Genomic DNA, 23,860 nt, shown 5'->3' on the forward strand with positions numbered 1-23,860 from the left:
CGTTCAACCGACGAATGGAACGACTTCCTCGACAGCTTTGTCGACGACGAGGAGCTGATCGCCCGCCTCAAAGCGAAATCTCCGCGGTAACAATCGGTCGGTTACCGCCGCTCCTTCAAAACAATCAGATTACGTGTTCAGGTAGATCACGCCCCTTCAGTAAAATGTCAACATTTCTCAATAGCTTAGTGCACAAAAGGCTCTTGTCCTTTGAGACACTTTCGGTCACGCTTTTGTTCTAGAGTTATTTTGAGGGACATACCCGTGACACCCAAGCTTATTAGAGAGCAGAACGCCGGCTCCTACATGCATTTTGCAAGAACCTCTGCGAGTCCGGCTGGGATCTTTCAATCTGGGGCCTGAACAACCGCGGCCATCTCAGGATGTCAGTGTGGGAAATCGACCAACCAGACGGGTCAGACAAGGGCCATCAACATCACATTAGAGAAAACAGGCGCAGACGCCGCCACTAGCAATTTTGGGAAGACAATATGAATTTTGTAGAAGCGACAACAACTGGGATCAACACAGGGAGCAACCCCGCCTGGGTCGACTTTGGCGATTTCGCAACCATGGTTATTTTTCCCGTGATGGGGAGAACCGAGGCTAATCAGCTGGCTTACTTCAATCGAACTGAGATAGGCTGTATCTATGAATCAGAAGTGAGCGACCAATACCCCATTGTCATCCCACTGCCCCCGAATCGCCGGTGGAACGAAATCAGGCTATCAATGTTTGGTAGGGATTCTGACAAAATCCCCGCCTTCACTGCAGCCCTCATATACGGGCGTGATCAGATTGAGGGAACCGAGGGCATGCAATCTCTAACGGCTTCTTTCGAAGAAATTCAAGCGGCATTGTTAGCTGCACCGAACGGCAGCATCGACCCCGAAAGCGACGGCGGTCTCAACAAGCCAGCAGCCCCGACGCTTCTAGGGGAAATGGGGTTGTTCGGGGAGCGTCGACCCTTTTTGGACAACTATAATGATTTTGTTGATGCAACGACAAGCGGGATCCACAGTTGCGGCCCCTCGTGGATCGATTTTGGCGACTTCAGAACTACGATCATCCTCCCATCGCTGGGAAGAACCGAGGCCAAGCAGTTGGCCTATTTTAGTCGGACAGAGATCGGTTGTATCCATGAATCAGAACTCAGCGACAAGTACCCCATTGTCGTCCCATTGCCTCCCGACTGTTTGTGGGAGGAAATCAGGGTGTCGATGTTCGGCTGGTATTCTCGGAGAATTCCCGCGTTCACAGCAGCCCTCATACACGGCGATGAGCAAGTTGATGGATCGCTCCCGCCCCTCGAAACCGCCTTTGAAGAAATCCAGACGTCTCTCCTCGAGGCAGCGCACCTTAGCATCCATGATGAGGAAGCATATCGAGCGGACAGACTGCTGGAAGTCACAATCGAGATCGAGGACTGTCTCAAATGGCTCGAAGAAAACAAGCACATCGATTTAGAGGGATGGACACTGCGTCTTTCAAGAGACGGAATAGAAATTTCGCCGCGTTGGACCGCTCCACATTGGGGATGCAGCGAGGTGGAGTTCGGCCCTGATTGTACGGTGGAGCACATCATCGCCGCAATCCACGATCACATTGCGTCTCTAGAGCAATACCTCTTCTATTTTTACGCTAATCGTGAAATGCCTACTGATAGCAGCTTCATGGACAAGATTGAGACGTATGCGGCATCGGATGACTCGGTATCACTCCAGTAGTTTGGTCCGCTTTGTTCGACGCCCCCGAAGGACGCAATTTCGGGGGCGTTTGCTTAGCTAGCCGTCTTCCGCCTCGATGTGCATCGGGTTTGCAGATCAACGAACCGTTCTGGGCTTACAAATCCCGTCGCTTCAAGTTCCTGGCTTAAGGCAACCAGCAAGGGCCGGTCCTCATCGAGAATTAACTTGGCACGGTCGAATTCCACGTGCAGCAATGCCTCGATCCTCTCGGGGAGCCTCGGGTCCGACAGACGCACCGTGTCGGAGTCTGTCGCGTGCCAGGTCTTTAAATAGGCTAGCCCTTTCCCCATTCCGACCTGGGTTTCCATGAACATGGCGGCGTCCGTTGCACGTTGTAGATCATTGTCCTGACCAACACCCGCTCCGTCGCCATAGCTCCCAAGCTCGAGTTCTTCGGCAGCAATTCCGGCCAAGAAAACACAAATCTGGTCGCAGTAGGTCTGTCGATCTCTGAAGCGAATTGGTTCCAGCATGAAACCAGCCCTGCCCGCGTTTTGAACCTGAATGCGGGGATTGATCGCAGCGGCAATCTCGATGCCTACGAGTTTGCCATAGCTGAGTCTCGAGCCGACAATCGCATGACCAGCCTCATGAATGGCGATAGATCGCCTAAATAGCCCGGCGATGGGCAACAATTCTGGCAAGTGTGCGTGAACATCGCTCAGCTGGACGCGGCGCTTAGCTCTGCGGGCGGATCGTCTGGCATCGCGGGCGAGTTGGGCAAGATCAGCGCCCGTCATGCCTTCAGTCAGCGCTCCCAGCTCCTGCATAGCCTCCGCCTGGATTTCCTCACCCAGGTGCTGACATAGGATCGCCACTCGATCCTCAGGGCTCGGCAGCGGGATGCTGACGTGTTTATCCAGGCGTCCAGCACGTCTCACGGCCGGATCAATCCGCGTTGGGTTATTAGTTGCACCAATGACAATAACGCCTTCGCGAACTGATACGCCGTCGATACATTCAAGCAACGCGTTCACGACTTGGGTGGAGTAGTTGGTGTTGGTGTGACTGAACCGATCCCTGTCACCCACCGAGTCCAACTCGTCGATGAAGAGGATGCACGGTGCCTTGTCCCGCGCCGTAGCAAAGTCCCGCCGCATCGCCGCCAGCAAATCGCCGAGATGCCCCCTCGCTTGCCATTGTCCCAAGGAAGCGGCGATCAGATGGGTCCCGCAGGTTTCCGCCAGCGCCCGCGCAAAGATGGTTTTCCCTGTTCCTGGTGGCCCGCTCAACAGAAGACCTGTGTCGACGTCGGACCAGACGATCTTGCCGTCACGCCAATCTCGAAGGTCTGTTGCAAGCTGAAGCCCCCATTCCTTGGCGGGACCATAACCATGCATATTCTCGAGGCTCGTGACTGTTTCGACTTTCGGAGGTTGCGGCTCCTTCACGTCTTCAATGACGATCGGCACGGCCTGCAGGCGACGCAGGGTTTCGTCGAAGGAGCGTCCGACCCGGAGGGCACTAAACACATTGTTGAGCGGGAATTCCAGCAATTCGCGCGCCTGTTGACGGGTCAAGCGCATTTTCAGGACGGCCCTACAGGCCACCCGGAGATCGCGTTCCTCAATCGGCTCGATATCAAAGATATGATCGGCCGCTAGGATCACAATCTGGGGAAGTGCGTCGCGCGACCAGGCGAGAACGATTGCCCGCTTCTTGTCGAGGCATTCGGACTCCAAATTGAAGTTTAGCTTTTTGACGTCGTCTCTCGGGGTAATACACCAGAATCCAACATCAGGCGTGGTCCCATGACGTGGGTCATCTTCTTCGTGGATAAGGTTGGTCACCGGTTGGACATACTGGTAAACCGACGTTTCTGGGGGAGCCACTAGAACGATGATGCCGCGTCCGCCAGCATTAAAGTCCGATGCCGGGCGCATCGCGTGGCGGACGGCACTATGCATCGCCCAGTCTCTTACGCTGGTGGGAGGCGTTCGATTTCTGGTGAGATGATTGCTGGACATGGGAATCCTATCGCTGCAACGGCGGCAGCTCAAAACGAGATAGCTTGGAATGCCTCAGTCGCGCTGGCGGCGAACCTGTGTTTCCGGTCCGATCAGCGCCTCGTCTAGCTCCATCGTGATGAAACGCTGGAGGCTAAGGCTGGCGAGCCCGGCTACGGGTTTTGTTTCCTGGAAGGCAGTGAGGCACTCAGCAACACTGAGGCTGCCGTTCTCATCGAGTGCAGCAAGGAGCCGAATTCGGTCAGAAAGAGCCGCCTCGAACCTTGCGTAACGAAGAAGGTCTCTGGCATTCTTGAGCCGGATCGTAGGTAAGGCTGTCCGTTCGACAAGCTCATAACGGTACCCAGCAGCCCGCGCACTTTCATAAAGTGCTTCGATATTCCCAAAGTTTTCACAGCATGCTTCGACGAGGAAGGTTTCGTCGGCGCGTGTTACCTCAAAATCCGGTCGGTGAAGTTCGTCCTGGTGTTCGAAGGGCACCGACATGCATGTCCATGATGTTACTTCGTCGTCTACGTCGAGCAGGCAGGCAATATCCCTTGCCAATTGGCTACGGAATACCGGCGGGCCATCGCATCTCACGGTGCCGAGCGGATAGTAGATTTTCGACGCAGGCGTTTGCGTCGCAAACAGAGATTTCACGGAGATGCTCATCATAGCCTCTCGATACGAGATATAGCAACGCGTTCACCGCAGGTGCGGCGCAATCAACGTAGTATTCGTATCGAGTATGCGCAGAGCTTTGACATGAGTGGAACATATAGAGAACAACTGCCCATATGTCAAGCAACGGAGACTATTTTTTGACGGGGTGGCGGATACACTGGAGGCCGTTTGGCCACGGAATCACACAAGCGAATCATGCCGAGTGTTGCATTCTTTCATCAAGGGAGCATGTCTTTCAAACGTAAGCCCGGCAAACATTGGGAGTAAGCGCTCATTTCCATGCACGTTAACGCGGGCCGTTTAAGCGGGGTCGCTGTCGGCCAGTCGCATCGGATCAAGCAGCGGCGATTTTGGCGAAGTTAAATGGCAAGAGCTCGGTAATGGCGGCATTGTCCGCGCGCTGCGGCAACTGCGTGAGGACGTGGCGCAACCAGGTCAAGGGCTCGATGCCGCAAGCTCGGCATGTCAGCATGAGGCTGTAGATGATCGCGCTGGCGGCGGTGGCGATGCTGCCCGGCATGGGTTGCGTCGGCATCGGTGCGATCACGACAGGCGTGTTGATCCCGGTACGCACGTTCTGCAGGACCTTTGCCTTGACCTCGATATGGAGCTGCTCGGTAACCGCCTCGCCCACGAGGTTCGCGTTGACCCCGTGTTCGCGCGCAAGTTTCGATACCGTTGCGCCAGGTTCAAGGCAGGCCGCAACAAGGCGATCTTTCGAACTTTGATCAAAACGGCGGCGTCCATTCCGACCAACCAACCGCACGGCAAGTTTTTGAACTTCATCCATCACTCGGCGTCCGCTTCTTTTAGGTGGACACCGAGTGCCGAAACTCACTCAATCACAGAAGGTGCGGGGAAATTCGCGCTTACCATTGGGAATACGGCCATTTGCGCTCCCTTACGGGTTCCTGCACGTCAATCACCATATGGTCCTGCCCTATAGTTTGAAGCCGACGGAATCTAACAATAGAATCAGAGTTGAATTCGGTAAAGGAGACCAAAATGACAGCATGTGGAGAAAGAACTTTGCGAAACATGAAAGAGATATTTGTTCCGCGTCTGAAGCTGTCGATGGAGATAGGGCTAGTTGAATATGTTGTCCGATTTGTTGATATATATCAAATAGTCGCAGAGCAGACCGCCTGCATTGAACTCATTCACGCTTTCGCCCAAGCCAGAGAATGGATCGAAGACGCCGAAAACCACGAAAGAAGACACGGACGTGGGAGCATGATCAAAAGAGATCATCCGAGATGCCCTAAGTTTACGAACGCAGCTTCGGCTTCAAACCGATAGAGATTACATGCACCATCCTGGCCCGACCTCATACAGCGCGTCGTCAGCGTTATCGTATGCTTTACTAAATTTTTCAGTCTCAGAATCATAAGCCACAAACAGTGTGATCCTGCTGATCTCGCCTGTCTCCGACGCCATAGTTACAGTGGCCATGAGTAGACCTGACTGTCAGCATAGGAAAGCTATGGCGGATTGCTCAGTTGTCCGGAGGCATCTCGGCGAAAATCGCCTTCGTCCCTTCGATAAAAAGGTTACTCGTTAGACGGTCACAATCGATTTCTTCAACATGTTTGGAGACTTTCCCGTAGTAGCTGAGGAGACTTAGCCTGAGCATGCAGTTGTCGCTAGAAATGGATTGGTAAATTGCGGTTACGAGCAAGGCGGGGGCATCACTTGGTGTGACTTTAATTAACTGGGACTTCCCAGGTTCGACAATTTGAGCGGTCAAGGGTAGCGCAAGACGAGTCGATTTACCCTCAGACTGAGGAAACACGACTTCCGCACTTATGACACTGCCAGGCATGTTTCCAGAATTGGTAACGACGAATATTGCGCCCGTTTGATCGATAGAAATTAACCGCCTCTCTAAATCTGAATTTCGGAAAACCATTTCCGACAACGGCGGCAACAATGCCCCCGTCACTGAGATCAACGCGATCATTAAGGCTAAGGAAGTCTGACCAAAACTCAGGTATCGGCGATAATCCTGGTAGGTGTTGCAATGCGTGCAAAGCTTGGCCGCTGTCGGGATATGTATAGCGCAGGTCAAACAGGGTTTTGTCACCACCTCGGCCAACGAATCGCTCGTAGGTCGGGTCGAGGTGATTGGTGCGTCGGTTGGGGAAGTCACTTCTCGTGACAAGTCAGTTCGAACCATGCGTAGCCGCACTTTCCGCCAGAATGCGTGCCCTGACGCGTAACCGAAAAATCCAAGAGAACCCGCTTGCCGTTCTCCACTCTCGAACAAATCTTTTGGAATGTTGCGTTGTTTTCATTGCCGCAGCTGAACATCACGTCTGTTGATACAGGACAACCATTGACCACGTCATCGCCGAAACAAACTCGCATCTTCACGTCGGCACCATGGACTTGAGGAGCGAAGATGAGTGTCGCGGCCAAGATCACAGAACATTCTTTTAACGCCATTATCTGCCCTCCCACGTGCCTGGATGGCCGTATTAAAGATGAAGACGAAGATTGGACCTCTCACTCCGCGATGCACCGACGCCTGGCGTTCGGCCCGTCTTTTAATCAGCAGCACGAGGAAATTTCTCAAGTGCCATCAGTCGCCCTTGGGCGAATTGGCGATGTTCGCAAGCCCCTGTGCTTTGGGTCATTTGCACACAGACTTGATCGGGTGTTTCTCTAAATCGTTCGGCATACCTGAGAGCATCAGTAGATGACCGCTCGGTTACGACCGCCGATCCAACAACGAAGTACCCTCCGGGCTGACTAGGATAAATACAGTCTGCAGTTTCGCCAGCGAAACATCCCGCACCAACACCATGTCGCGTGGCGACTTTCGTAATTCTTGGCGACTTAACGGGCTTTGTTTCCCACGTCACAGCAGGCGGGTCCTTAACGATGAGCATGGTTCCAATCTGGCCGCCGACCCTTATCTTAATCATCAAATCAGTATTTAAATCTCGCTGGACAACAACCTCTTGGGTCAACCCTTTGACCCAGTCATCCGGCTTGCTGATGATGGTTCCGCCAATCACGACAGGCTCCGCATCATAGTGCGCAATGCCTTGGCTCCTATCAGCACCCACCCAGAATGACCCAAGGATGAAGTAATCGCCCGCTCGGTTTTCTATCCAAAGCCTGAGACCAGGATTTTCTCTCTCGTGATTCAGGCACTCTCTATAGGCATTGACCGCCTTCGCAGACAGTTGTTGTGCGAGCAAACTAGAAGCGTAATTGGACTTGTAGTCGAAATTGATGGCTTCCGCGATTTTCCTCGCCTTATCCTGAGCTTCCTTAAGATTGGCGGAATCGGAGATCAGCCGCAAACCACTACGAGCCGAGACGCTATTCTTGAAGGAATAGTACTCTGTCTCCGATGCCGTTAGCACAAACGCCAGTTCGGCTTCATCGCTAAGCGCAATGGCAGCGACGTCTGCAACAACGAACGCACGCGGATCGCATTCGGCTCTGACTTGGGTGATCAAGCCTCCGAGCGAAACTGCAGCCAACCAGGAAATATTTGCGAACCACCAATTCATTGACCTCTTCCGTTGATGCGAGTTGGAAGTTGAACGCGACTCTGCACAGGTATCTACGCGGGTCGCTCCAACAGAGATACGACGAATGGTCCTCAGCTCTGCGACCCGCTCTAAGGATGAACTACAGCAAACCGTTATTGAGCAGAAAGCGGGAACTTCTCAAGCACTGTCAGCCGACCTTGCGCTGACTGGGTCACCTCGCAGGCTCCCGTACTTTGCGTCATTTTCACGCAGACTTGGTCGGGAGTGTCTAGATAGAATTTCTCGGAGTATCTGCTGGGATCAGAGGATGACCGCTCGGTCATCGCAGCCGATCCAACAACGAAATACCCCCCCGGTCGTGTCGGATGGATGCAGTCTGTAATTTCGCCCGCACTGCACCCCGGATTGGGGCCGTGCGACGCGGTTTTAATAAGCCTTAGGGATGCGGCGGGCTTCGTATCCCAAGTCACGGCAGGAGGGTCTTTGACGATCACCTGTGTCTTGACCAGGCCCCCGACGTTCATCCTCAGCAAGATATCGTTGTTTCCGTTTCGCTGAATTACAACTTCTTCTGTTGTGCCTTTGATCCAGGCGTCAGGCTTGCCGACTACGGTACCGCCGATCACGAAGGGTTCCGCATCATACTGTGCGATACCCTGTTTTGTGTCGGTTCCCACCCAAAACGAATTGAAGAAGAAAAAGTCTCCCTCCCGGCTATTGAGCCAAAGCCTAAGCCCGGGTTTTTCCTTATCCAGAACTAGACATTCTCTATAGGCGGCGAGCGCCTTTGCCGAAAGCGTTTGCGAGAAATAACTGGATGCATAGCTATTTTTATAGTCAAACTTCGTCGCCTGAGCGATTTTTCGGGCCTTTTCTTGAGCTTCCCCGTAATTGGCGGAACCGGAGATAATTCCGTAAGCGCCGCTAGCGGAGGCATTTTTCTTCGCTGAATTGAATTTCTCTTCGGATGAAGTCAATACAAAGGCGAGTTCTGTTTCCCCGCTCTGTTGAATGTCCTGCACTTCTTTGACCATGAAGGTGCGTGGATTACACTCAGCTCTTGCTTGAACAGCCAGGGTGCCCAGAGATACGGCGGCAACCAGGGAAAATTTGGTGACGAATGCTGCACACATTTATCCCTCCCTAAGAGATGGGTTTGGTTTTGGATTCGATAGTGGCGAAATTTCTATTTGTAGCAGGCGACAACAGAGAGCCGGTAGCCGCAGTTGCCGCCTGACCAACCCCACTGGGACTTTGAGTAGGCGAGGCATTTCGGCCCCATCTTGCTTCCACAGACCTCAGGACAGATAACCCTGGCGTCAAAGCCGCCAGGGTTCGAAGAATTGCAGGCGTGGTGATAACTGGTGCCTGGCCAGCCATCCCTATCCGTGGCGCACGTTCCTGCGTCTTCCCCCCAACAAACGTTCACGGTTTTTCGAACCAGCGTCCTGTCAATGTTGGATGGGTCACCTGGGTCTTGCGCCCAGGAAGCTGACAGGCCGGCAATCGAAAAACATGCAAGGATAAGCAATCTGCGCATTGTCTTCCCTCCCGAAGCCCATTGCACAAGAAAGCGACACTATATCAGGCCGTGTAATTTAGTCATCACTTAATTTAAGGGTGTCGAACATATGACACGTTAGGGATGCAATGCGGATGATCCTTAGGCGGACAAGCCACGATTAACTGGCGGACTGATCGCTATCAAGGTAGATCAAGGTCGTTGCTCACTCCGTTAGGGGGCTTCGTGGCCAGACCTCTTCGCATTCATCGTCTGCCAGCGCCGCTTCTGCGAACTGTTCCGCGTATCATCCTCGCCCACTGTAAATGGAAGATGTCGCTTCGCCGGCGTTACTCTGTTGAGAGCGGGCCGCCTTTGGTCAAAAAGCGGCGTCCCTCTTCAGAAACGGTTTCTCGCCGAATTTCGATCGCATAGGTACTCGCGCCAAGTTGGACAGAAAGGGAACCGGCGGCAATAGCTAGCTCAAGGAAACTGCGGATTTCCTTTTCATCATCCCCAATGATGATCAATTTCCTTGAATTCATGACTCTCGCAAGGGTGATTCCATTAAATTCCTTTTATCATCTTCGAGCTTAAGAGTTGAAGACAATATCGTTTGTTGAAGCACGCCGAGATCGTTTACGGTGTGCCGCTCTCCCGTCATTTACCCTTTATTAACCAAACCTTCGCACCCTATCCCCACACCGGAGTATGCTGCGATGGACATGGCATTTCTACTGGACACCGACGTTATTAGCGAAACGTCCCGGACTCGACCTGACCCAATGGTCGTTGAGTTCCTGCTCAAAGCAGACAACCTACTTCTGCCAGCGGCCGCGCTGATGGAACTTCAAAAAGGAATTACCGAGATCTGTGGGCGTGACCCCTTGAAAGCCGTAAAACTCAGCGCTTGGTATCAGGAACTGACATCGGGTGAAATTCCCATCGTCCACACAGACCAACACATCATCGATGTCTGGGGAACACTCAGCGCTGACCCAAGGCTTAAGAACCTAATTGTTCCCCGCCCGGACGCGAAGCATCCACGTAGTGGTCAGGATATACACATTGCGGCGGCCGCGTTGGTTCATCGGGCCGCAATCGCCACGTTCAATATCAAGGACTTCCTGCTCATCAATGACTGCTACCCGCTGCCCGGGATCTACAATCCCAAAGAGGATATGTGGTACGCGAGAATGAAGCCACTGACTACGCAGTATGAAGCATTCCAGAACACCTGACAGCCGAGCTCGCCGGACCAAGCGATTCATAGTGCCTGGCTGCGCTCTCATTTACCGCTGAGAGAAGAACGATCTCTGAAGTGCAATATTGGCTTTGCAGCCCTCAAAAATCTTCGAGAATTCGCATCCGCCGTATTTTGTCTGAAGGATTCCGAGCGCGAAGATGTAGCCCGCCAACATAATGAAGTAGAAGCTCTCGTAGCGCTGAACCGTGGCTTTGCTCGTTCTGAAGGGACTAATCGTAGCTCCATGAGCACGTTCGTTTCTCACAGTATAAAGGAGCAACGAGAGGATGACCTCCGTGCGTCGTCGCAGGTCGGGTACATTCTTCGGCTTTGTGAGGTCTAAACCAGCATTAGACGCCGATCTTGCGCGTGTTCCCACTTTTCCAGATAGATACAATTTGAGGAGTTTCGCGGCGTTCTTCACGTTTTCTGTTGGCACCGGGCTCAGTCGTGTACCAGTAGCATCGAAAGCATATTTGGCCATGAACGCATCGTAGAAGGTGTCGCCGAAAGAGTGTCTGGCCCTATTGGGTAGCCCGCTCGATGCGGCAGTAGGCTCCAAAATTCGCTTTGCCAAGTACTCTAGCAGACGAAGCGGCATCGCCGAAATAAGGGCATCGATTGTGTCTTCCCAATCCGGCCCTCCGATCTGCATCAACTTCGCCGGAAGCTTTTGAACAGCACCGGTAACCCCCTTTTTCGGTCCGATAATTTGCTGGCCGCCGAAATCAATGATGCGAAACAAATTATCAAACGCCACATCGGGTCGATTGGGCATCACATCCAGGGCATCAAGCAAGTGTCCGACACAACGTTGGTAGTGCGGATCCACATTCTCGGAGATCATTATGGGCTCGAAAGGTGCCAAGTAATTGCTTTTGGCCAAAAGCCCTTTGTACGCCACCTCTGCCTTGAACGTCTTTATTTCTGGCCAACCGTTGTGTGACCGGACTCGCTCTTGAGAGAAATTCATTGCATTCTCAGCCCCTGTTTCGCCCGGGCTTGATCTACAACCCAAAATATTAAAAATTTCTCGGCACATCGTATTTCAATGACAATGGGCCGCAGGGCGGACTGACATTGATGCGTCAATTGCTAAGGAATGATCCAAGTTAATCAGTTCGCCACGGCCGTCTTGTCCTGTGTCCAGAAATTTTCTTCAGTGTTTGAGCGAATGAAACAAGTCCCGCTCCGCTGCATTTGGTGGCAGCTTGAGGCTAGACTTTGATGTCGATGTAGGGGGCACCTGTCGTGAAGTTTTCGAAATCCGTACGTGGAGGCTGAGCCCTTGCGAACGATGCCTCCTCGTATTCCTTGAATTTGTTCAACGTCTTCGGATCAATCCCCACCTTCTTAAACACAGGCCCGTAGCTTTTGGCATTTGACGTTCGAGCACCCAATTCAGCCAGCAGAGGTGATCGAGGAATAGTCTTGTACTTCCGACGCTGGGTAGATACCGCGGCTTGCGCAGTTGCGGGGCTCACTTTTGGGAGAATAGCGTTTAGGATCGCTGCTGGCTCAAATGGTTTAGCAGCATCGCGTTCAATGCCCTCATCCCACGGCGTAGCATTTTCGCTGCCGTGATGGCCAACTTTCAAGAAGTCGACCGGCTTCTTGAGCAGACCCTGGCGCAGATTCCACATCGTGTTCCATGCGCTGTTGGCGGTTCCCTCCCTGAACCGAGGTTCCCACTCGGCGTCTCCCACAAACAGCAGCCGCTTCCCCTGCCAGGTGACGAGGAGCACAACGCTGGTGTTGTTCACGACAGCACCGTCGGCATCGGAAAGCGCTAAGCCTGTTGCGAGCATCCTGCGTTGTAGATTCCGAAAATCGATCGGGGCGATGTTTGTCGGTATACGACCATTGTTGACCGCCAATGGGAGCACACTCTTCAGCGTCCCTTCGTCGGCCATCTGCAAAAGATGGCTGATACGGGATTCCTTGGGAGTACCCAGATACCACTTATCGACTTCCTTCTCTGGACCGAGGACCTCGAGAACGGCATCTTTCAGAGGAAGGCTCAACCGATCTTTCGTCGATTGTCCTGCCGATACGTAAACGGGCTCGATCCCGTTCCTGGCAGGGAGCTCCTCCTTGAGGTTACGAACAGCGGTGTCGTTGTTTGCAGCATACGCGGCAAAAAGATCCCCAAATTCGACGCCGAGGTTAAGGGCGGCAGCCTGCTCCATCGCAGCGCCTGCCAGTTCATGGAGTTTCCTGGCTCCCTCCGCCTCATCGTTGTCCGGTTTCATTGCAGCGCTCATCCAGATCGCGCCGATGCTGATGTCGTTCCAGAGAGGCAAGCCGAAGCCCGACATATGGTCTTTGTGTTGATGAGTAACGATCAACAGGTCTAAGTGCTTCTTCCCAATTTCGACCGGCAGTAACTTCTTCATGCGCGGTACCGCATTTCGAAGGTAAGTGTCCCCACTGAGCGAGCCGCAATCGATCACCAAGTTAAAGTCACGGCCTGACGTGTGCGCGCCGGGAATCGCGCAAAAGATAAAATCCCCGAGGCCGACGTCAAACATTCGCACTAAGAGCTTATCTGCCACTGGCGACCTCCAACTTCGTCGTCTTCTTCGTTGTGGGTGAGTGTAAAGTGCGGCGTGATATTGAAAGACAGGAAGCCGTCCTTCACGATGACCTCGAACGGTGGAACTGCACGTGCAAGTACCCCTAGAGGTGAGACTTGTCTCTCGCCGATCATTCCTCGTTTTGCTCGCATTGCCAGCGCGTCCAGGAACTCGTCCCGCCGAATAGCACCGGCCTTGGCCTCCGCTATGTGTTCGGGTTTCCTTCCCAAACTTTGGGTACCTGGCTTTCGAGACCAATGGATGAGATTTCCATTCTGATCGAGAACGATCGTGCCACCACACCACATGGCGGTCCACTGCCCACTAAACTGTCCAAAACGACTTCCACTCAGCAGAATCTCCTCGCGCCAGAGGTACTGGAGCACGATCTGGTCGGATTGTTGCCGCCCCTCGGTCGTCAGCTTCTTGGCCCTCGCTACATCGGCGACGACAACATCCGCGGTAAGCGGAATAAACAGCGGCCCGCGGTTATCGTCGAGAAACCGATAGGCGCTACCCCGAGATGCTCCGATGTCGTCGATACTGTGAAAAACAGTCAATGGCACCCGTGTGAAAATGGGACCAGGTTCTAACAGCTTCCGATCTGCTTCCTGCAAGATCTCCCTTTTTACGAAGACATCGAACATTGTCTCGCGAAAGCGCTCTCGATCAATGGGATTGGTGATTTGCTCAGCCCTAAGGACTGCAAGTGCGTAATCTCTAAAATTGACATCGCACGGAGGCAAAAAGTCCAGTGGCTGGATCGCTGATCGTTGCATGTGCTCGATCGTGTACCAGAACAATCGTTCCAAAGACTCCGTCCGCGCCGACGGATCTTGCTGAACGCGTCGCGCTTGGCGTTCCTTCCGCTTCTCCAACAACTCAGCCATAATCTCGAACATGGCACCGGTAAGCACCTCCGAGGTCTCATGCGGTCCCTTTCCTTGGACCACGCCTACCGTCTTCTGGTTCAAAGCGGTGCGTAGATAAGGTTGACCGGTTACAGCTTCTCCAAACTGGCGTGCGAGAGAGGCGAGCAGCGAGGCATCGTCCAAATCCCCTTCGCTTTCCTTTACCACCACTTTGCGAAATCCGTTGTTTCTGAAGGCCATCAACACCGCAGTGAGATCGCCCATGAACTCGTGAAAGGCGGCTGTTTCGGTGAAAACCGTCTCGAAGTAGTAAGGGCGAAGGCCATCAAGAACGGCGTGGCCGAACTCGTGGTTCACGATGTCGCTGGACTCACAGGTATTCACCCGACCGTCGTCACTATTGAACCAATAGAACTGTAGCGACTTGCTCTGGCGATCATAGTAGGCGTTCTGGCCATAACCGGCGGTTGGAACGAGGATGAGCCTGTTTCCATCGAAACCCCATTCGATCCGGCGTCCGAGACCGGCTCCTCCCTCATAGAATTCCAATGTGTTTTGGACCGTTGCCCAGACACTGATTTGCCGAAATTGAGGAAGTTTGCGTCCCTTCGGGGTATTCAAATCTTCGCCCTTGGGCCCGCGAAAGGAATTGGACTCGGCGTTCCACCGCGCCGGTTCTTCCAATACCCCTGAACTCGCATCGAAATCGACGACCGCGAAACGTGCGCTCGTGGGGCCGTCCGAAATTCCGGGCTCCCATGGCACGTCGAAGTCTGTGTCTATCGCGGCCGCTGGGTTGTTTCTCGCGACCAGCGGATCCTTGAAATATACATCGACGTTGAAACGAAGGCCTGTCTCTTCCTGCACGGAAAGCGGCAATGTCCGTCTGGTCGCGTATAGCCGGGTGCGTGTACCGACACTCAGCAGGTCACCACGATTCTTGCGAGGCATTCAAACCTCCTAGGGGTACCAAGTTGATCAGGGACAAGAAACTTGGTCGTTCAGCAACTTTGCCAGGCGAAGTCCCGCGCGTCCCAGTTGCTGATCGACCACTGGGATCTGCTTGTCGAAGTAGGCATCGTCGAGAAAGTTATCGGATGGCGTTTCTGCGAACACTGTTTGAGCGATCTTGTGGGTCTCGACTGCCCACGATGCTGGGTCGCCCGCCTATAGCGCGGCGATCAGGATGAGACGGCGGCGACAATCTGGATGAGATTCTTATGTCGCGGTCGGGATGACCGTATCATGCTGATTGTCGCTGGCAAGAGTCTCGTCGTGTTCTGATTGCCGCTCCGCGACAAACTGGGAAGAGCTGTTGATTGTCGCGCAGGCGGCGGGTCTGCCGCGCTGGCGTTTGGCTTCCATGGCGGAACGTCGCCGGTAGCTTTCGACGTTCATTTCGAAGATCGTTGCGTGATGAACAAGTCGGTCCACCGCGGCAAGCGTCATGGCTGGGTCCGGAAAGACGCGGTTCCATTCTCCAAAGGGCTGATTGGCGGTGATCATGATGGAGCGCCGCTCATATCTTGCGGAGATGAGTTCGAAGAGCACGCTGGTTTCGGCCTGGTCCTTGGTGACGTAGGCCAGATCGTCGAGGATGAGCAGATCGAACTTGTCGAGCTTTGCGATGGCGGATTCGAGCTGGAGTTCACGCCGTGCGACCTGAAGCTTCTGGACGAGGTCGGTCGTGCGGGTGAACAGCACCCGCCAACCGTTCTCGATCAGCGCGAGGCCGATGGCCGCGGCGAGATGGCTCTTTCCGCCACCCGGCGGACCGAACAGGAGGATATTGGCACCTTTGGCGAGCCAACTATCGCCGGCGGCAATCGCCATGACCTGGGCCTTGGAGACCATGGGCACGGCGTCGAAGGCGAAGCTGTCGAGCGTCTTCCCGGGCGGCAGATGCGCCTCGGCGAGGTGGCGTTCGATCCTGCGATGCGCTCGCTCGGCCAGTTCATGTTCGGCGATGGCCGAGAGGAAGCGGGCGGCTGGCCATCCCTCCCGATCGGCCTGCTCGGCAAATTGCGACCACAGCGTCTTGATCGTCGGCAACCGGAGCTCATTCAGCATGATGCCAAGTCGTGCTTCGTCGATTGTGTGAATGCTCTTCATGCGAGCTCTCCGGCATAGGCAGCCCCCATCAGGGCTTCATAGCTATTGAGCGATGCGAGTTGCACATGAACGGTCGGCAACTGATCCGGGTCCGGGCCGAAGACCGCTCTCAAGGCCACCAGGTCAGGCAGTTTGTGGGCGTCGAGCGTTCTGGCAAGCTCCTCGGCCAGTTCACGCTCGCAGCCGCGATCATGAGCCAGCGCCAGCAGTTCGACGGTGATCTTGCAAGCCTGCCGGTCAGGTAGCTGCTCGATGAGAGCGTCGAAAGTCCTGCGATATTCCGGCCGCGGGAAGAGCTTGTCGCGATAGACCAGGTTGAGAAGCGCCATCGGCTTTTTGCGCAGAGAGTGGATGACGTGGTGATAGTTGACGACCTGATCGTGCTTGCCACTCGCATGGGCGCGACCTCGTGGCAGCGTCAGTAGATGCGTGCCGCCGATGAAGACGTCGAGGCGATCGTCAAACAAACGCACACGCAGCCGGTGGCCGATCAAACGGGAGGGGACGGTGTAGAAGACCTTGCGCAAGGCGAAGCCGCCGGTGCGGGACACGGTGACGACCACCTCTTCGAAGTCGGACGTGCGGCGATCGGGAAGCGCCTGCAGATGCGGGCGCTCGGCATCGATGCGCTTGCCATGGGCGGCATTACGGCGGCTGACGATCTCGTCGATGAAGGCGCGGTAGGAGCGGAGATCGTTGAAGTCTCTGGTGCCGCGCATCAGGAGTGCATCGCGGACCGCGTTCTTGAGATGGCCGTGAGAACTTTCGATTGAGCCGTTCTCGTGGGCGACGCCCTTGTTGTTACGCGTTGGCGTCATCCGGTAATGAGCGCACAGCTCCTCATAGCGGTTTGTCAGATCGACCTTGGCATCGGCATCGAGGTTGCGGAAGGCGGCCGATAGGCTGTCGCTGCGGTGATAGAGCGGCGAGCCGCCAATGGACCACAGGGCGTTCTGCAGGCCCTCCGCCAAGGCGACGAAGCTTTCGCCGCCGAGGATGACATGGGCGTGCTCGAAGCCCGACCAGACCAGCCGAAAGTGATAGAGCAGATGGTCGAGCGGCTGGCCGGCGATCGTCACGCTGAGGCTGCCCATGTCGGTAAAATCCGACAGCCCTAGCCGGCCGGGTTCATGCATCTGGCGGAAGATCACCTCCTGTTCCTGGCCGTGAACGGCCCGCCATGACCGGATCCGCCGCTCAAGTGTGCGACGAATACCTTCGGACAGTTCCGGATGACGCCGCAGCATCTCGTCGTAAACGGCGACCGCACGAATGCCGGGAGCGGCCTTGAGAAGCGGAACGACCTCCGCATCAAAGATATGCTCAAGCGGATCGGGGCGACGCCGACCACGCGGCGGCTTGTTTTGCGAGGGAAGGCGCTGCTCTTTCTCCATACGGAACGCCGTCGCCCGGCTGATCGACGCCTTCGCGGCGGCGACCTCAACAGAATGCGTTTGTCGGTACTTCATGAATAATCTCATCTGATGATCGGTTACATGGCGACCCGGCACAAAGGTGGTTCTCCATTCCAGAAAACCACCACCGTAGCGGGCCGACCGCGATCATGAGACGCCGAAAAATTGCGCCGCGGCGGGGGTGTAACTCCGGTCGGGCTACGCCCTCCCTTCGTCACACCCCCGCCGCCGAGTCTCATCCTGATTGACGCTGAATCTCACCGTGATTGCCGCCGCGCACCCGCCAATTCCGTCGCAACATCCGCCGTTTTCAACCACGTCGTTTCTAACCGGTCGACATAGCTGCCCCACCCGTAGACCTGTTTCTTGATCAGTGTGCTGTCCCAAACTGTGTGGAGATTTTCGTCCTCCGACTTGAGCCTGTGAAAGTCACATGCGGTACCGCAGGTCTCGCCACCGATACGCGTAGTGACCGCGTGGCGGTTCAGCCCAAATCCTTCGAGCACCGTGTGGAATGGTTGGTGCAGATCACCGACAAAGTGGACAAGGAATTTCAGCGCCTCGGCGCGAGCAAGAATGTCTGACGCGCAGTGCATTTCCTTTTGTGCACGCAAGATTTCGGCCACGGCGCAGTCCCCTTTTTCGGGATCGAGCGCGCAGTCTCTTTGGGGGATGTAGTCCGATTGTCCCATAGCCATCGGCACGAAATGCCAGTTGTACGTCTTTGGCCGTTCCTCGCGAACATCATCAGCCCAGGTGGAGACGGATCCTAAGGAGACCCCAGGGCCCAATAGAGAAGAAACCATGGCTGCTGCAGACGTGTTCAGCCGACGCTCCGCGATCTCCGCCGCGATCGAATGCCCCTCCTGCCCCCAAGCGAACGCGCTCACGGGCGTAAGGGCAAAGAGCACAAGCAACGAGATGGGAATGCGCATGGCTTTATCCCCTTCAACCAGCAAACGGAGTATCACATCGAATTTCAACAATCTCAAGACGTAGCCCGCTCGCGGAACAACTTCGCTAAAATTATCGGGACCTTGTTATCCGGGCAGGAGACCAGGTGCAGCTAGCAGCTGAAAGATACGACGCCTTGCCTTGGTTGTCGGATCATGTTGGTCATTCTTTGGATATCGTAGAGCCAGCCATTTAAGTCCTGTCGCATGGGCGAAAAACGCATGTCGTCCTCGCACTGAATGAAATCCGCCAAGGACATACCCGGCTTAGTTCGAAATCCGGTCAGGCGAATACGAACAGGCGACCAGCTTCCTTTCGAACACTAAGCACGATCTTCAAATTGGGAAAGAGATCGAAATCGGGGCCTGCTGTGCCTAATGCATCGGTAACGTGACCTGGGTCTGCTCGTGTGGGAATAGGCTTAGAATTGTCTCGTGCATATGGAAATGCCTCGCTGACCAAAGCTTTAAGGGATGCCCATGATACAGCGTCATTATTCCGCTCGTAGTCGACCCACTGCTGTTCCTCCAGCACCGTGACCAAGGGTTTGGCATATACTTGCTCAGTTCGCGCAAGGGTCACTTGGTAATTCCGGATTATATTTGACAGTCTCACTTGGGCGCACCGGTCCGCGTGCTGAATCGACGCCTTTAAGACGTCCATTGTTTCCGAATGGCAGGTTCGTACACCTTCCACCTGCGGCATGTTCGGTATCAAATCGCTGCCATGGAAATTACGACGAATATTATGATCGCAGACCTCAACGAGATCATGCAGTGCCATCGGCAGTAAAGAATTAGCTGCGAACAACACTGCCTCTCGATCACGAATATCTCGTTCCCTGATGTCGCGAATCTGATGTGAAACTCCGAAAAGTGCGACCAGAGCGGCCAGCGCGGTAGCGGCAATGGTGAGGATTGTATTGAAGTAACTCCGAAATGCTTCGTCATCCTTCGTAATGTCGATGGACCAGAAGACGACGAGAAAAAATACGGAGGCCAGAAAGACCCCGAGTACCACACCATTTAGTGAGCACAAGGACGCGTAACGTCTCCAAAAATACTGCACGACTCTATCTCTCGGTTTTCTCTTCGCTGGGTGTGCTGCCCCAGAACGCTTGGTAGCGCGGCCCGTGAGACCCTGGCTGCTGACCCTTCTCGGGGCGGTCAACAAGAACAGGCAACGGAGCGGGCAGCTCCGGACCGACAATGATCGCCTCGCCTTGAGCAAGCGATGGAATGAAAGCGGCTGCGTCGCGATCTAGGTCGCCGCACGCCCGCTCGATAGTTTCGCGGTCCCGGTCATTCGTGAGCCGATGGACGAAGAGTGTACCGAGCTGACTTAAAACGTCAGACGGCACGTCTCTGGGTCGTTGTGTGGCAATCGTTGTTGTCAGCCCGTACTTTCGACCCTCCTTTGCAATGAGGCCGAATGCGTCGAGCATGACATGGTTGGTGTCGTCGCCGATGGATCGGCCGATAAACTGGTGGGCTTCGTCCAAAAAACATACAAGCGGGCACTTCTGAAACACGTTCTGTCGGGCCAGGCCGAGCAGGTAGCGGCCAAGCGTGTTCAATAACAGTTCGCGGGTGTTGTACTTAAAGCTGACATGCTCGAACGAAAGAACGAGAGCGTGCTGATCGGGGTCCGCAATGAAATCCAGTATCTCGTTGCAGATGTCGGTACCGTCATCAGAGAAAAGGCATCTCATTTCTGGCGAAGAGAGATAATTCTCGATACGCACATTCAAGGAATTGCAGGCCCCTAAAGCAAAGTCGTCGTGGGTTCCGTAGGACCCCATGCTGTCATTCGTATGCTGCTTGACGCACTCTTCTTTGATCTGGTCAGAGAGAAGTTGAACGTCGAAGTCGCAGAAATGCGAATCTAGCTCCGTTGACAGCTCGATCAGCGCCAACGACAAAGCGTGGCGGCTGTTTCCGGCCTTCCGCACGACACCGCTATGCCGGACCTCGACAAAACCCCGCTTTCCAACCGCGTAGCGTTCACTGCCGTCGTCCATGGATTTCACCGCGTACCGTACCGGCTTCTTCCGCAACGCCGTTGCTAGCCTCAGGCTCTTGATCGCGCTTCGGAGGTTTGGTCCCTGCATCTGAACTGATGGCGTCAAGAGTGCATACAGATCGAACTCAGATAATTGGCGGTAAGGAAATCTGGCCAGTGGCTGTTCCTCGTTTGCTTTCGAGAATGAATATTCCTTTGCACCAGAAACCTTACCCGCAAACTCTCCGGTGGGATCAAAGAGGATGCATTTTCCGCCAAGCCGAACTATTTCATTCAGGAGCTTGGACAGCGTCCAGCTTTTACCTCCTCCGGTCGCGCCGAATATTCCACAGTGTCGCCCAAACAATTTTTCTGGCGGCATGGCAATCGTTGCATCCGCGATTCCGGATAGTCTGCCGAGGTTTACCAATAAGCGCTCGTCCTTTCCTGGCTCGATCTCGCCCTGAAGAGCTTCTCGAATGGCAGTTGCAAGCGCTCCACCATCTGCCAGATAAATTCCATCTCCTACACGCGGCTTTACGTTGATTCCGCGTGTTACCTTATGGGTCGCTTTGTTGACTGTCGCGAGAAGCTGCGCCCGACCCTGAGGTTCAGCACTCGCGTCAAGTTCCATCTGCCGCTCTAGCGCGGGGCGCTGCCGCTCAGGGATGAAGACGTCCGTTATCCGACCGAGGATGGTCTCTTGGTCGCAATCGATGAAAACAAAGTCGCCCGTCGCTCCTCGCGCCAAGCCACGTTGCCCGCTGGCCGCCAGCGCCTTTGGAACGGTTAACTCAATTGAAGAGGCGCTCACCCGCGTTACGGTCCCAACGCGTTTATCTGGGTCAATCAACGCAATTATTGGCTCGGTCATATCGTGACGTCCCTGACCTGATCGAGGCGCATCTGGAGACGTTGTCGATCTGACTCGCCCGAAATCGCCGGAATGGCATCAACCAAATCTTCGAACCTGCCATTCAACACGGTGACTCGCGGATCACCCTCCACGACCAGGCGCGCTATCTTGTGTTGATATTTCCTTGTTGGAAGTCCGACGTCGAGTAGATGTTCGGGCACTGGATACGCATCCAGCTTCACAGCTGGAATGAAAGATGGATCGACCAAGATCAGACGAAGACTGAGGTTTGATTCCAGCGCGGACCAAATCGGAGCGCTGATGTGATCGTCGGCGAACCCAAAACCAGCGACCAAAAGTGCGGTATCAGGTTCACGCAGAGCTGCTTGAAATGCCGCGAACATGTCGAGGTATGGAGTTTCAAAAGCCTCCTGATATTTGGTCGACCTTGGATAGATCAGTACCGGTTTCAGGGTCGGATCGCTGGCGCGGGAACGGATGACGTCCCCATCGGCACGTCGTCGCCAGTCAATCGACCCGTGAAACTTGTATAGATGAAAGACGCCATCGATGTAGTCGGCCTTCGTTCCAGACGTTTGCCGTCTGACAATATCATGCTGGAAATAGTCGCGGTTAAAACGCTGTTCGGCACTGTGTGAAAAGCCATCGACGAGCACAACGCCGAGGCGAGATGCGGCCTCTTCGATGCAAAGATCGTAGTTCGTTGTGAACATTTTAACGCGCGGCTTATCTACAGCACGTTTCGCGAATTTCTGAATTAACCCTCTGTGGGCGGGCAGATCAGTCGCTTGATTAACGAAATCGACTTTCTGAAGGATTGCACCTTCAGCTTGTTCGATAAAAACTTTTAGTTTTCTAATCGGACCGTCGGGGTCAGTTTTTTCAGTTTCCTTGGCTCTAACCTCCATCAACTCAAGCTTCATCTTACAGAGGCTAAGGAGATTTTCGATGTCACCCGCTTGCCGCTTGCCATTTTCTTCTGGCGGTAGGGTGCCGATGACGTCGAGGACGACGCTGTCGAATTTCGAATAACCGGCGAGGTCTTCCTTGCAGACGTTTTCTCTTGCAGCTTGCCAAAGATCGCTCATTCCAGGTGCCTGGAGAGGGCCAGCGTTTTTCGCACAAAAAGAAGCGCCTGATCCAAGGAGTGTCAGCACATTGGTGGCATGGACAGCCTGCGTCAGGACCTCGTTGACGCGCCCCTTCGCACCAGCAATCCTTTTGGTGCTGGCGTCGCTTGGGTCAGCCTCCTGATCTTCCCATGCCAGCCATTTTCCTTCACGGGTCAAAAGTCGAAGATTTCCTCCCGCGCCCGGCTTATTCGTCCAAAAGTCGCTCACACTTTCCTCCGACTCACAGATCAACATAGAGTTGCGGAGAAACTATTGGTGCTTTTGGATTCAAAGCAAGCGGTCCGGCTTGAGCATGCTCTGAACGGAAAATGGCGAAAGCGACGAACAGGTGTCTCATTCGCCCATCTTATTGATATCGAGACGAAACCCCCAACTTGTATTTGAGTCAGGCCCTGCACATAAGATGTAAAACCAGAGCGATGGGAGGGGCACATGAAAACACAGAATTCCCTTTGTGCGGCAATCTTCGGCTTCAGTTCTTTGACGGCATCTATTTTGGACGCAGCAGCGGCAGATTTTGAAATGACACTGTTCGGGCGCCACGTCACCGTCTTGGGCAGCTATCCAGAGCAGAGACTGGAGATCGATGGTCGCCAGATGTTAAAAGAAGCGATCATTGATCTCGAAGATATGTATCTGGTTTCTGGCGTTCCTGCTTTGATCGGCACGGCCTCCCCGGGCGGGAACGCTTGCGAGGGCGCTCCCTTTATCATCTCATTTCCGGAGAACGGCAATCCTCGGCTCGACGGCCCTCTGGAGACATGTTTTGTAGTGACCGTTGATACTAAGCCCGATCAACTGGCGTTTTCTACAGCAGCATTGCCCAACCATCCGAGTGAGCGATGGATTTGGACCCCGGGCGAAGGACTAAAAAAGGTCCAGGGGCAGCCTTTCACTACTGACCCTTCAAAAGGCTGGACGGAGTTACGTGAGAAGACCGTATCGCATCCAGGGGACCTCCTAAAATTCGGAGAGATCGCGGAGCAGATCGACACATTACTCGGAACCGACGCATCCTTCTTCAGCGATATCATAAAGGGAGTTGGTTCGGGACAATTCGACGGTGACTATTTCGTTGGAACCGCATGTACGCGCCATATGTGCTTGGATCAGGAAGCCATTGTAGTCCTATCAATTGCGGACCGGCAGGTTTTCTTGGCATGGAAACCGTCGGGCAAAAAAATCATCGTCCGGCCAATCGTGAAGGAATGGCCGGAGAAAGCGAAAAGTGCATTGCGAATGTGGGCGGCGAAGTGGAAGTAGCTCCATTCTCCGACAGCGTGTTC

Annotated in this window: 19 protein-coding genes and 2 pseudogenes; 3 read left to right on the plus strand and 18 right to left on the minus strand. The window is 54.4% G+C overall.

Annotated elements, in window-relative coordinates; genetic code table 11:
• The first annotated feature begins 491 nt into the window (after positions 1–491).
• A complete protein-coding gene (locus ASD03_RS08430; RefSeq protein ID WP_057212753.1) occupies positions 492–1,727 on the plus strand; it encodes a hypothetical protein in 1,236 nt (411 codons plus the stop codon).
• Between the two features lie 53 nt (positions 1,728–1,780).
• Here the strand turns inward: ASD03_RS08430 and ASD03_RS08435 are convergent, their stop codons facing one another.
• From ASD03_RS08435 to ASD03_RS08470, 9 genes and pseudogenes are all read right to left on the minus strand, one after another.
• On the minus strand, positions 1,781–3,655 hold the full coding sequence (locus ASD03_RS08435) for an AAA family ATPase (RefSeq protein WP_057212755.1): 1,875 nt from the start codon (positions 3,653–3,655) through the stop codon (positions 1,781–1,783).
• Between the two features lie 114 nt (positions 3,656–3,769).
• Entirely contained in the window at positions 3,770–4,369 is a 600-nt protein-coding gene (locus tag ASD03_RS08440; RefSeq protein ID WP_244494611.1) for a hypothetical protein, read from the minus strand.
• A 346-nt stretch (positions 4,370–4,715) separates the two neighbouring features.
• Positions 4,716–4,877: pseudogene (locus tag ASD03_RS39900) on the minus strand (transposase domain-containing protein); the annotation flags it as partial.
• A gap of 192 nt (positions 4,878–5,069) precedes the next feature.
• Positions 5,070–5,171, minus strand: a pseudogene (locus ASD03_RS40320) (IS66 family insertion sequence element accessory protein TnpB); the annotation flags it as partial.
• Between the two features lie 705 nt (positions 5,172–5,876).
• Positions 5,877–6,476, minus strand: a complete 600-nt coding sequence (locus ASD03_RS08450) for a hypothetical protein (protein WP_156407909.1) — start codon at positions 6,474–6,476, stop codon at positions 5,877–5,879.
• 50 nt (positions 6,477–6,526) lie between these two features.
• On the minus strand, positions 6,527–6,826 hold the full coding sequence (locus ASD03_RS08455; protein ID WP_057212762.1) for a hypothetical protein: 300 nt from the start codon (positions 6,824–6,826) through the stop codon (positions 6,527–6,529).
• A 101-nt stretch (positions 6,827–6,927) separates the two neighbouring features.
• Entirely contained in the window at positions 6,928–7,905 is a 978-nt protein-coding gene (locus ASD03_RS08460; protein WP_057212764.1) for a hypothetical protein, read from the minus strand.
• 134 nt (positions 7,906–8,039) lie between these two features.
• Positions 8,040–9,020, minus strand: coding sequence for a hypothetical protein (locus ASD03_RS08465; RefSeq protein ID WP_057212766.1), 981 nt, complete (start codon positions 9,018–9,020; stop codon positions 8,040–8,042).
• A 718-nt stretch (positions 9,021–9,738) separates the two neighbouring features.
• Complete coding sequence (locus tag ASD03_RS08470) at positions 9,739–9,933, minus strand: hypothetical protein (protein WP_057212769.1); 195 nt, start codon at positions 9,931–9,933, stop codon at positions 9,739–9,741.
• Positions 9,934–10,107: 174 nt separating this feature from the next.
• Between ASD03_RS08470 and ASD03_RS08475 the strand changes: the two genes are divergently transcribed.
• Complete coding sequence (locus ASD03_RS08475; protein WP_057212771.1) at positions 10,108–10,629, plus strand: PIN domain-containing protein; 522 nt, start codon at positions 10,108–10,110, stop codon at positions 10,627–10,629.
• Between the two features lie 51 nt (positions 10,630–10,680).
• Here the strand turns inward: ASD03_RS08475 and ASD03_RS08480 are convergent, their stop codons facing one another.
• The 9 genes from ASD03_RS08480 to ASD03_RS08520 form a co-directional block, all read right to left on the minus strand.
• Positions 10,681–11,607: a hypothetical protein gene (locus ASD03_RS08480; protein WP_057212773.1), complete on the minus strand. Its 927-nt coding sequence runs from the start codon at positions 11,605–11,607 to the stop codon at positions 10,681–10,683.
• A gap of 244 nt (positions 11,608–11,851) precedes the next feature.
• Positions 11,852–13,189 (minus strand): hypothetical protein, encoded by a 1,338-nt coding sequence (locus ASD03_RS08485; protein ID WP_063997066.1) that lies wholly within the window; start codon positions 13,187–13,189, stop codon positions 11,852–11,854.
• Positions 13,171–15,033 carry a hypothetical protein gene (locus tag ASD03_RS08490; RefSeq protein WP_057212777.1) on the minus strand — a complete coding sequence of 621 codons (1,863 nt, stop codon included), beginning with the start codon at positions 15,031–15,033 and terminating at the stop codon, positions 13,171–13,173. Before ASD03_RS08490 ends, ASD03_RS08485 begins: the two co-directional genes overlap by 19 nt.
• A 267-nt stretch (positions 15,034–15,300) precedes the next feature.
• Entirely contained in the window at positions 15,301–16,194 is an 894-nt protein-coding gene (gene istB / locus ASD03_RS08495; RefSeq protein ID WP_057212779.1) for an IS21-like element helper ATPase IstB, read from the minus strand.
• Positions 16,191–17,675 carry an IS21 family transposase gene (istA, locus tag ASD03_RS08500; protein WP_082557285.1) on the minus strand — a complete coding sequence of 495 codons (1,485 nt, stop codon included), beginning with the start codon at positions 17,673–17,675 and terminating at the stop codon, positions 16,191–16,193. The genes istB and istA overlap by 4 nt, the downstream gene beginning before the upstream one ends.
• 191 nt (positions 17,676–17,866) lie before the next feature.
• Positions 17,867–18,544: a S1/P1 nuclease gene (locus ASD03_RS08505; RefSeq protein ID WP_057212783.1), complete on the minus strand. Its 678-nt coding sequence runs from the start codon at positions 18,542–18,544 to the stop codon at positions 17,867–17,869.
• 301 nt (positions 18,545–18,845) lie between these two features.
• Positions 18,846–19,631, minus strand: coding sequence for a hypothetical protein (locus tag ASD03_RS08510; protein WP_156407910.1), 786 nt, complete (start codon positions 19,629–19,631; stop codon positions 18,846–18,848).
• A gap of 4 nt (positions 19,632–19,635) precedes the next feature.
• Positions 19,636–21,438: an ATP-binding protein gene (locus tag ASD03_RS08515; RefSeq protein WP_057212787.1), complete on the minus strand. Its 1,803-nt coding sequence runs from the start codon at positions 21,436–21,438 to the stop codon at positions 19,636–19,638.
• Positions 21,435–22,781 (minus strand): SIR2 family protein, encoded by a 1,347-nt coding sequence (locus ASD03_RS08520; protein ID WP_057212957.1) that lies wholly within the window; start codon positions 22,779–22,781, stop codon positions 21,435–21,437. The genes ASD03_RS08515 and ASD03_RS08520 overlap by 4 nt, the downstream gene beginning before the upstream one ends.
• 225 nt (positions 22,782–23,006) lie before the next feature.
• Between ASD03_RS08520 and ASD03_RS08525 the strand changes: the two genes are divergently transcribed.
• Positions 23,007–23,837: a hypothetical protein gene (locus ASD03_RS08525; protein ID WP_057212789.1), complete on the plus strand. Its 831-nt coding sequence runs from the start codon at positions 23,007–23,009 to the stop codon at positions 23,835–23,837.
• Positions 23,838–23,860: the final 23 nt, after the last annotated feature.

Source organism: Ensifer sp. Root127 (assembly GCF_001425225.1).
In the GTDB taxonomy this organism is placed as follows: Bacteria; Pseudomonadota; Alphaproteobacteria; order Rhizobiales; family Rhizobiaceae; genus Ensifer; species Ensifer canadensis.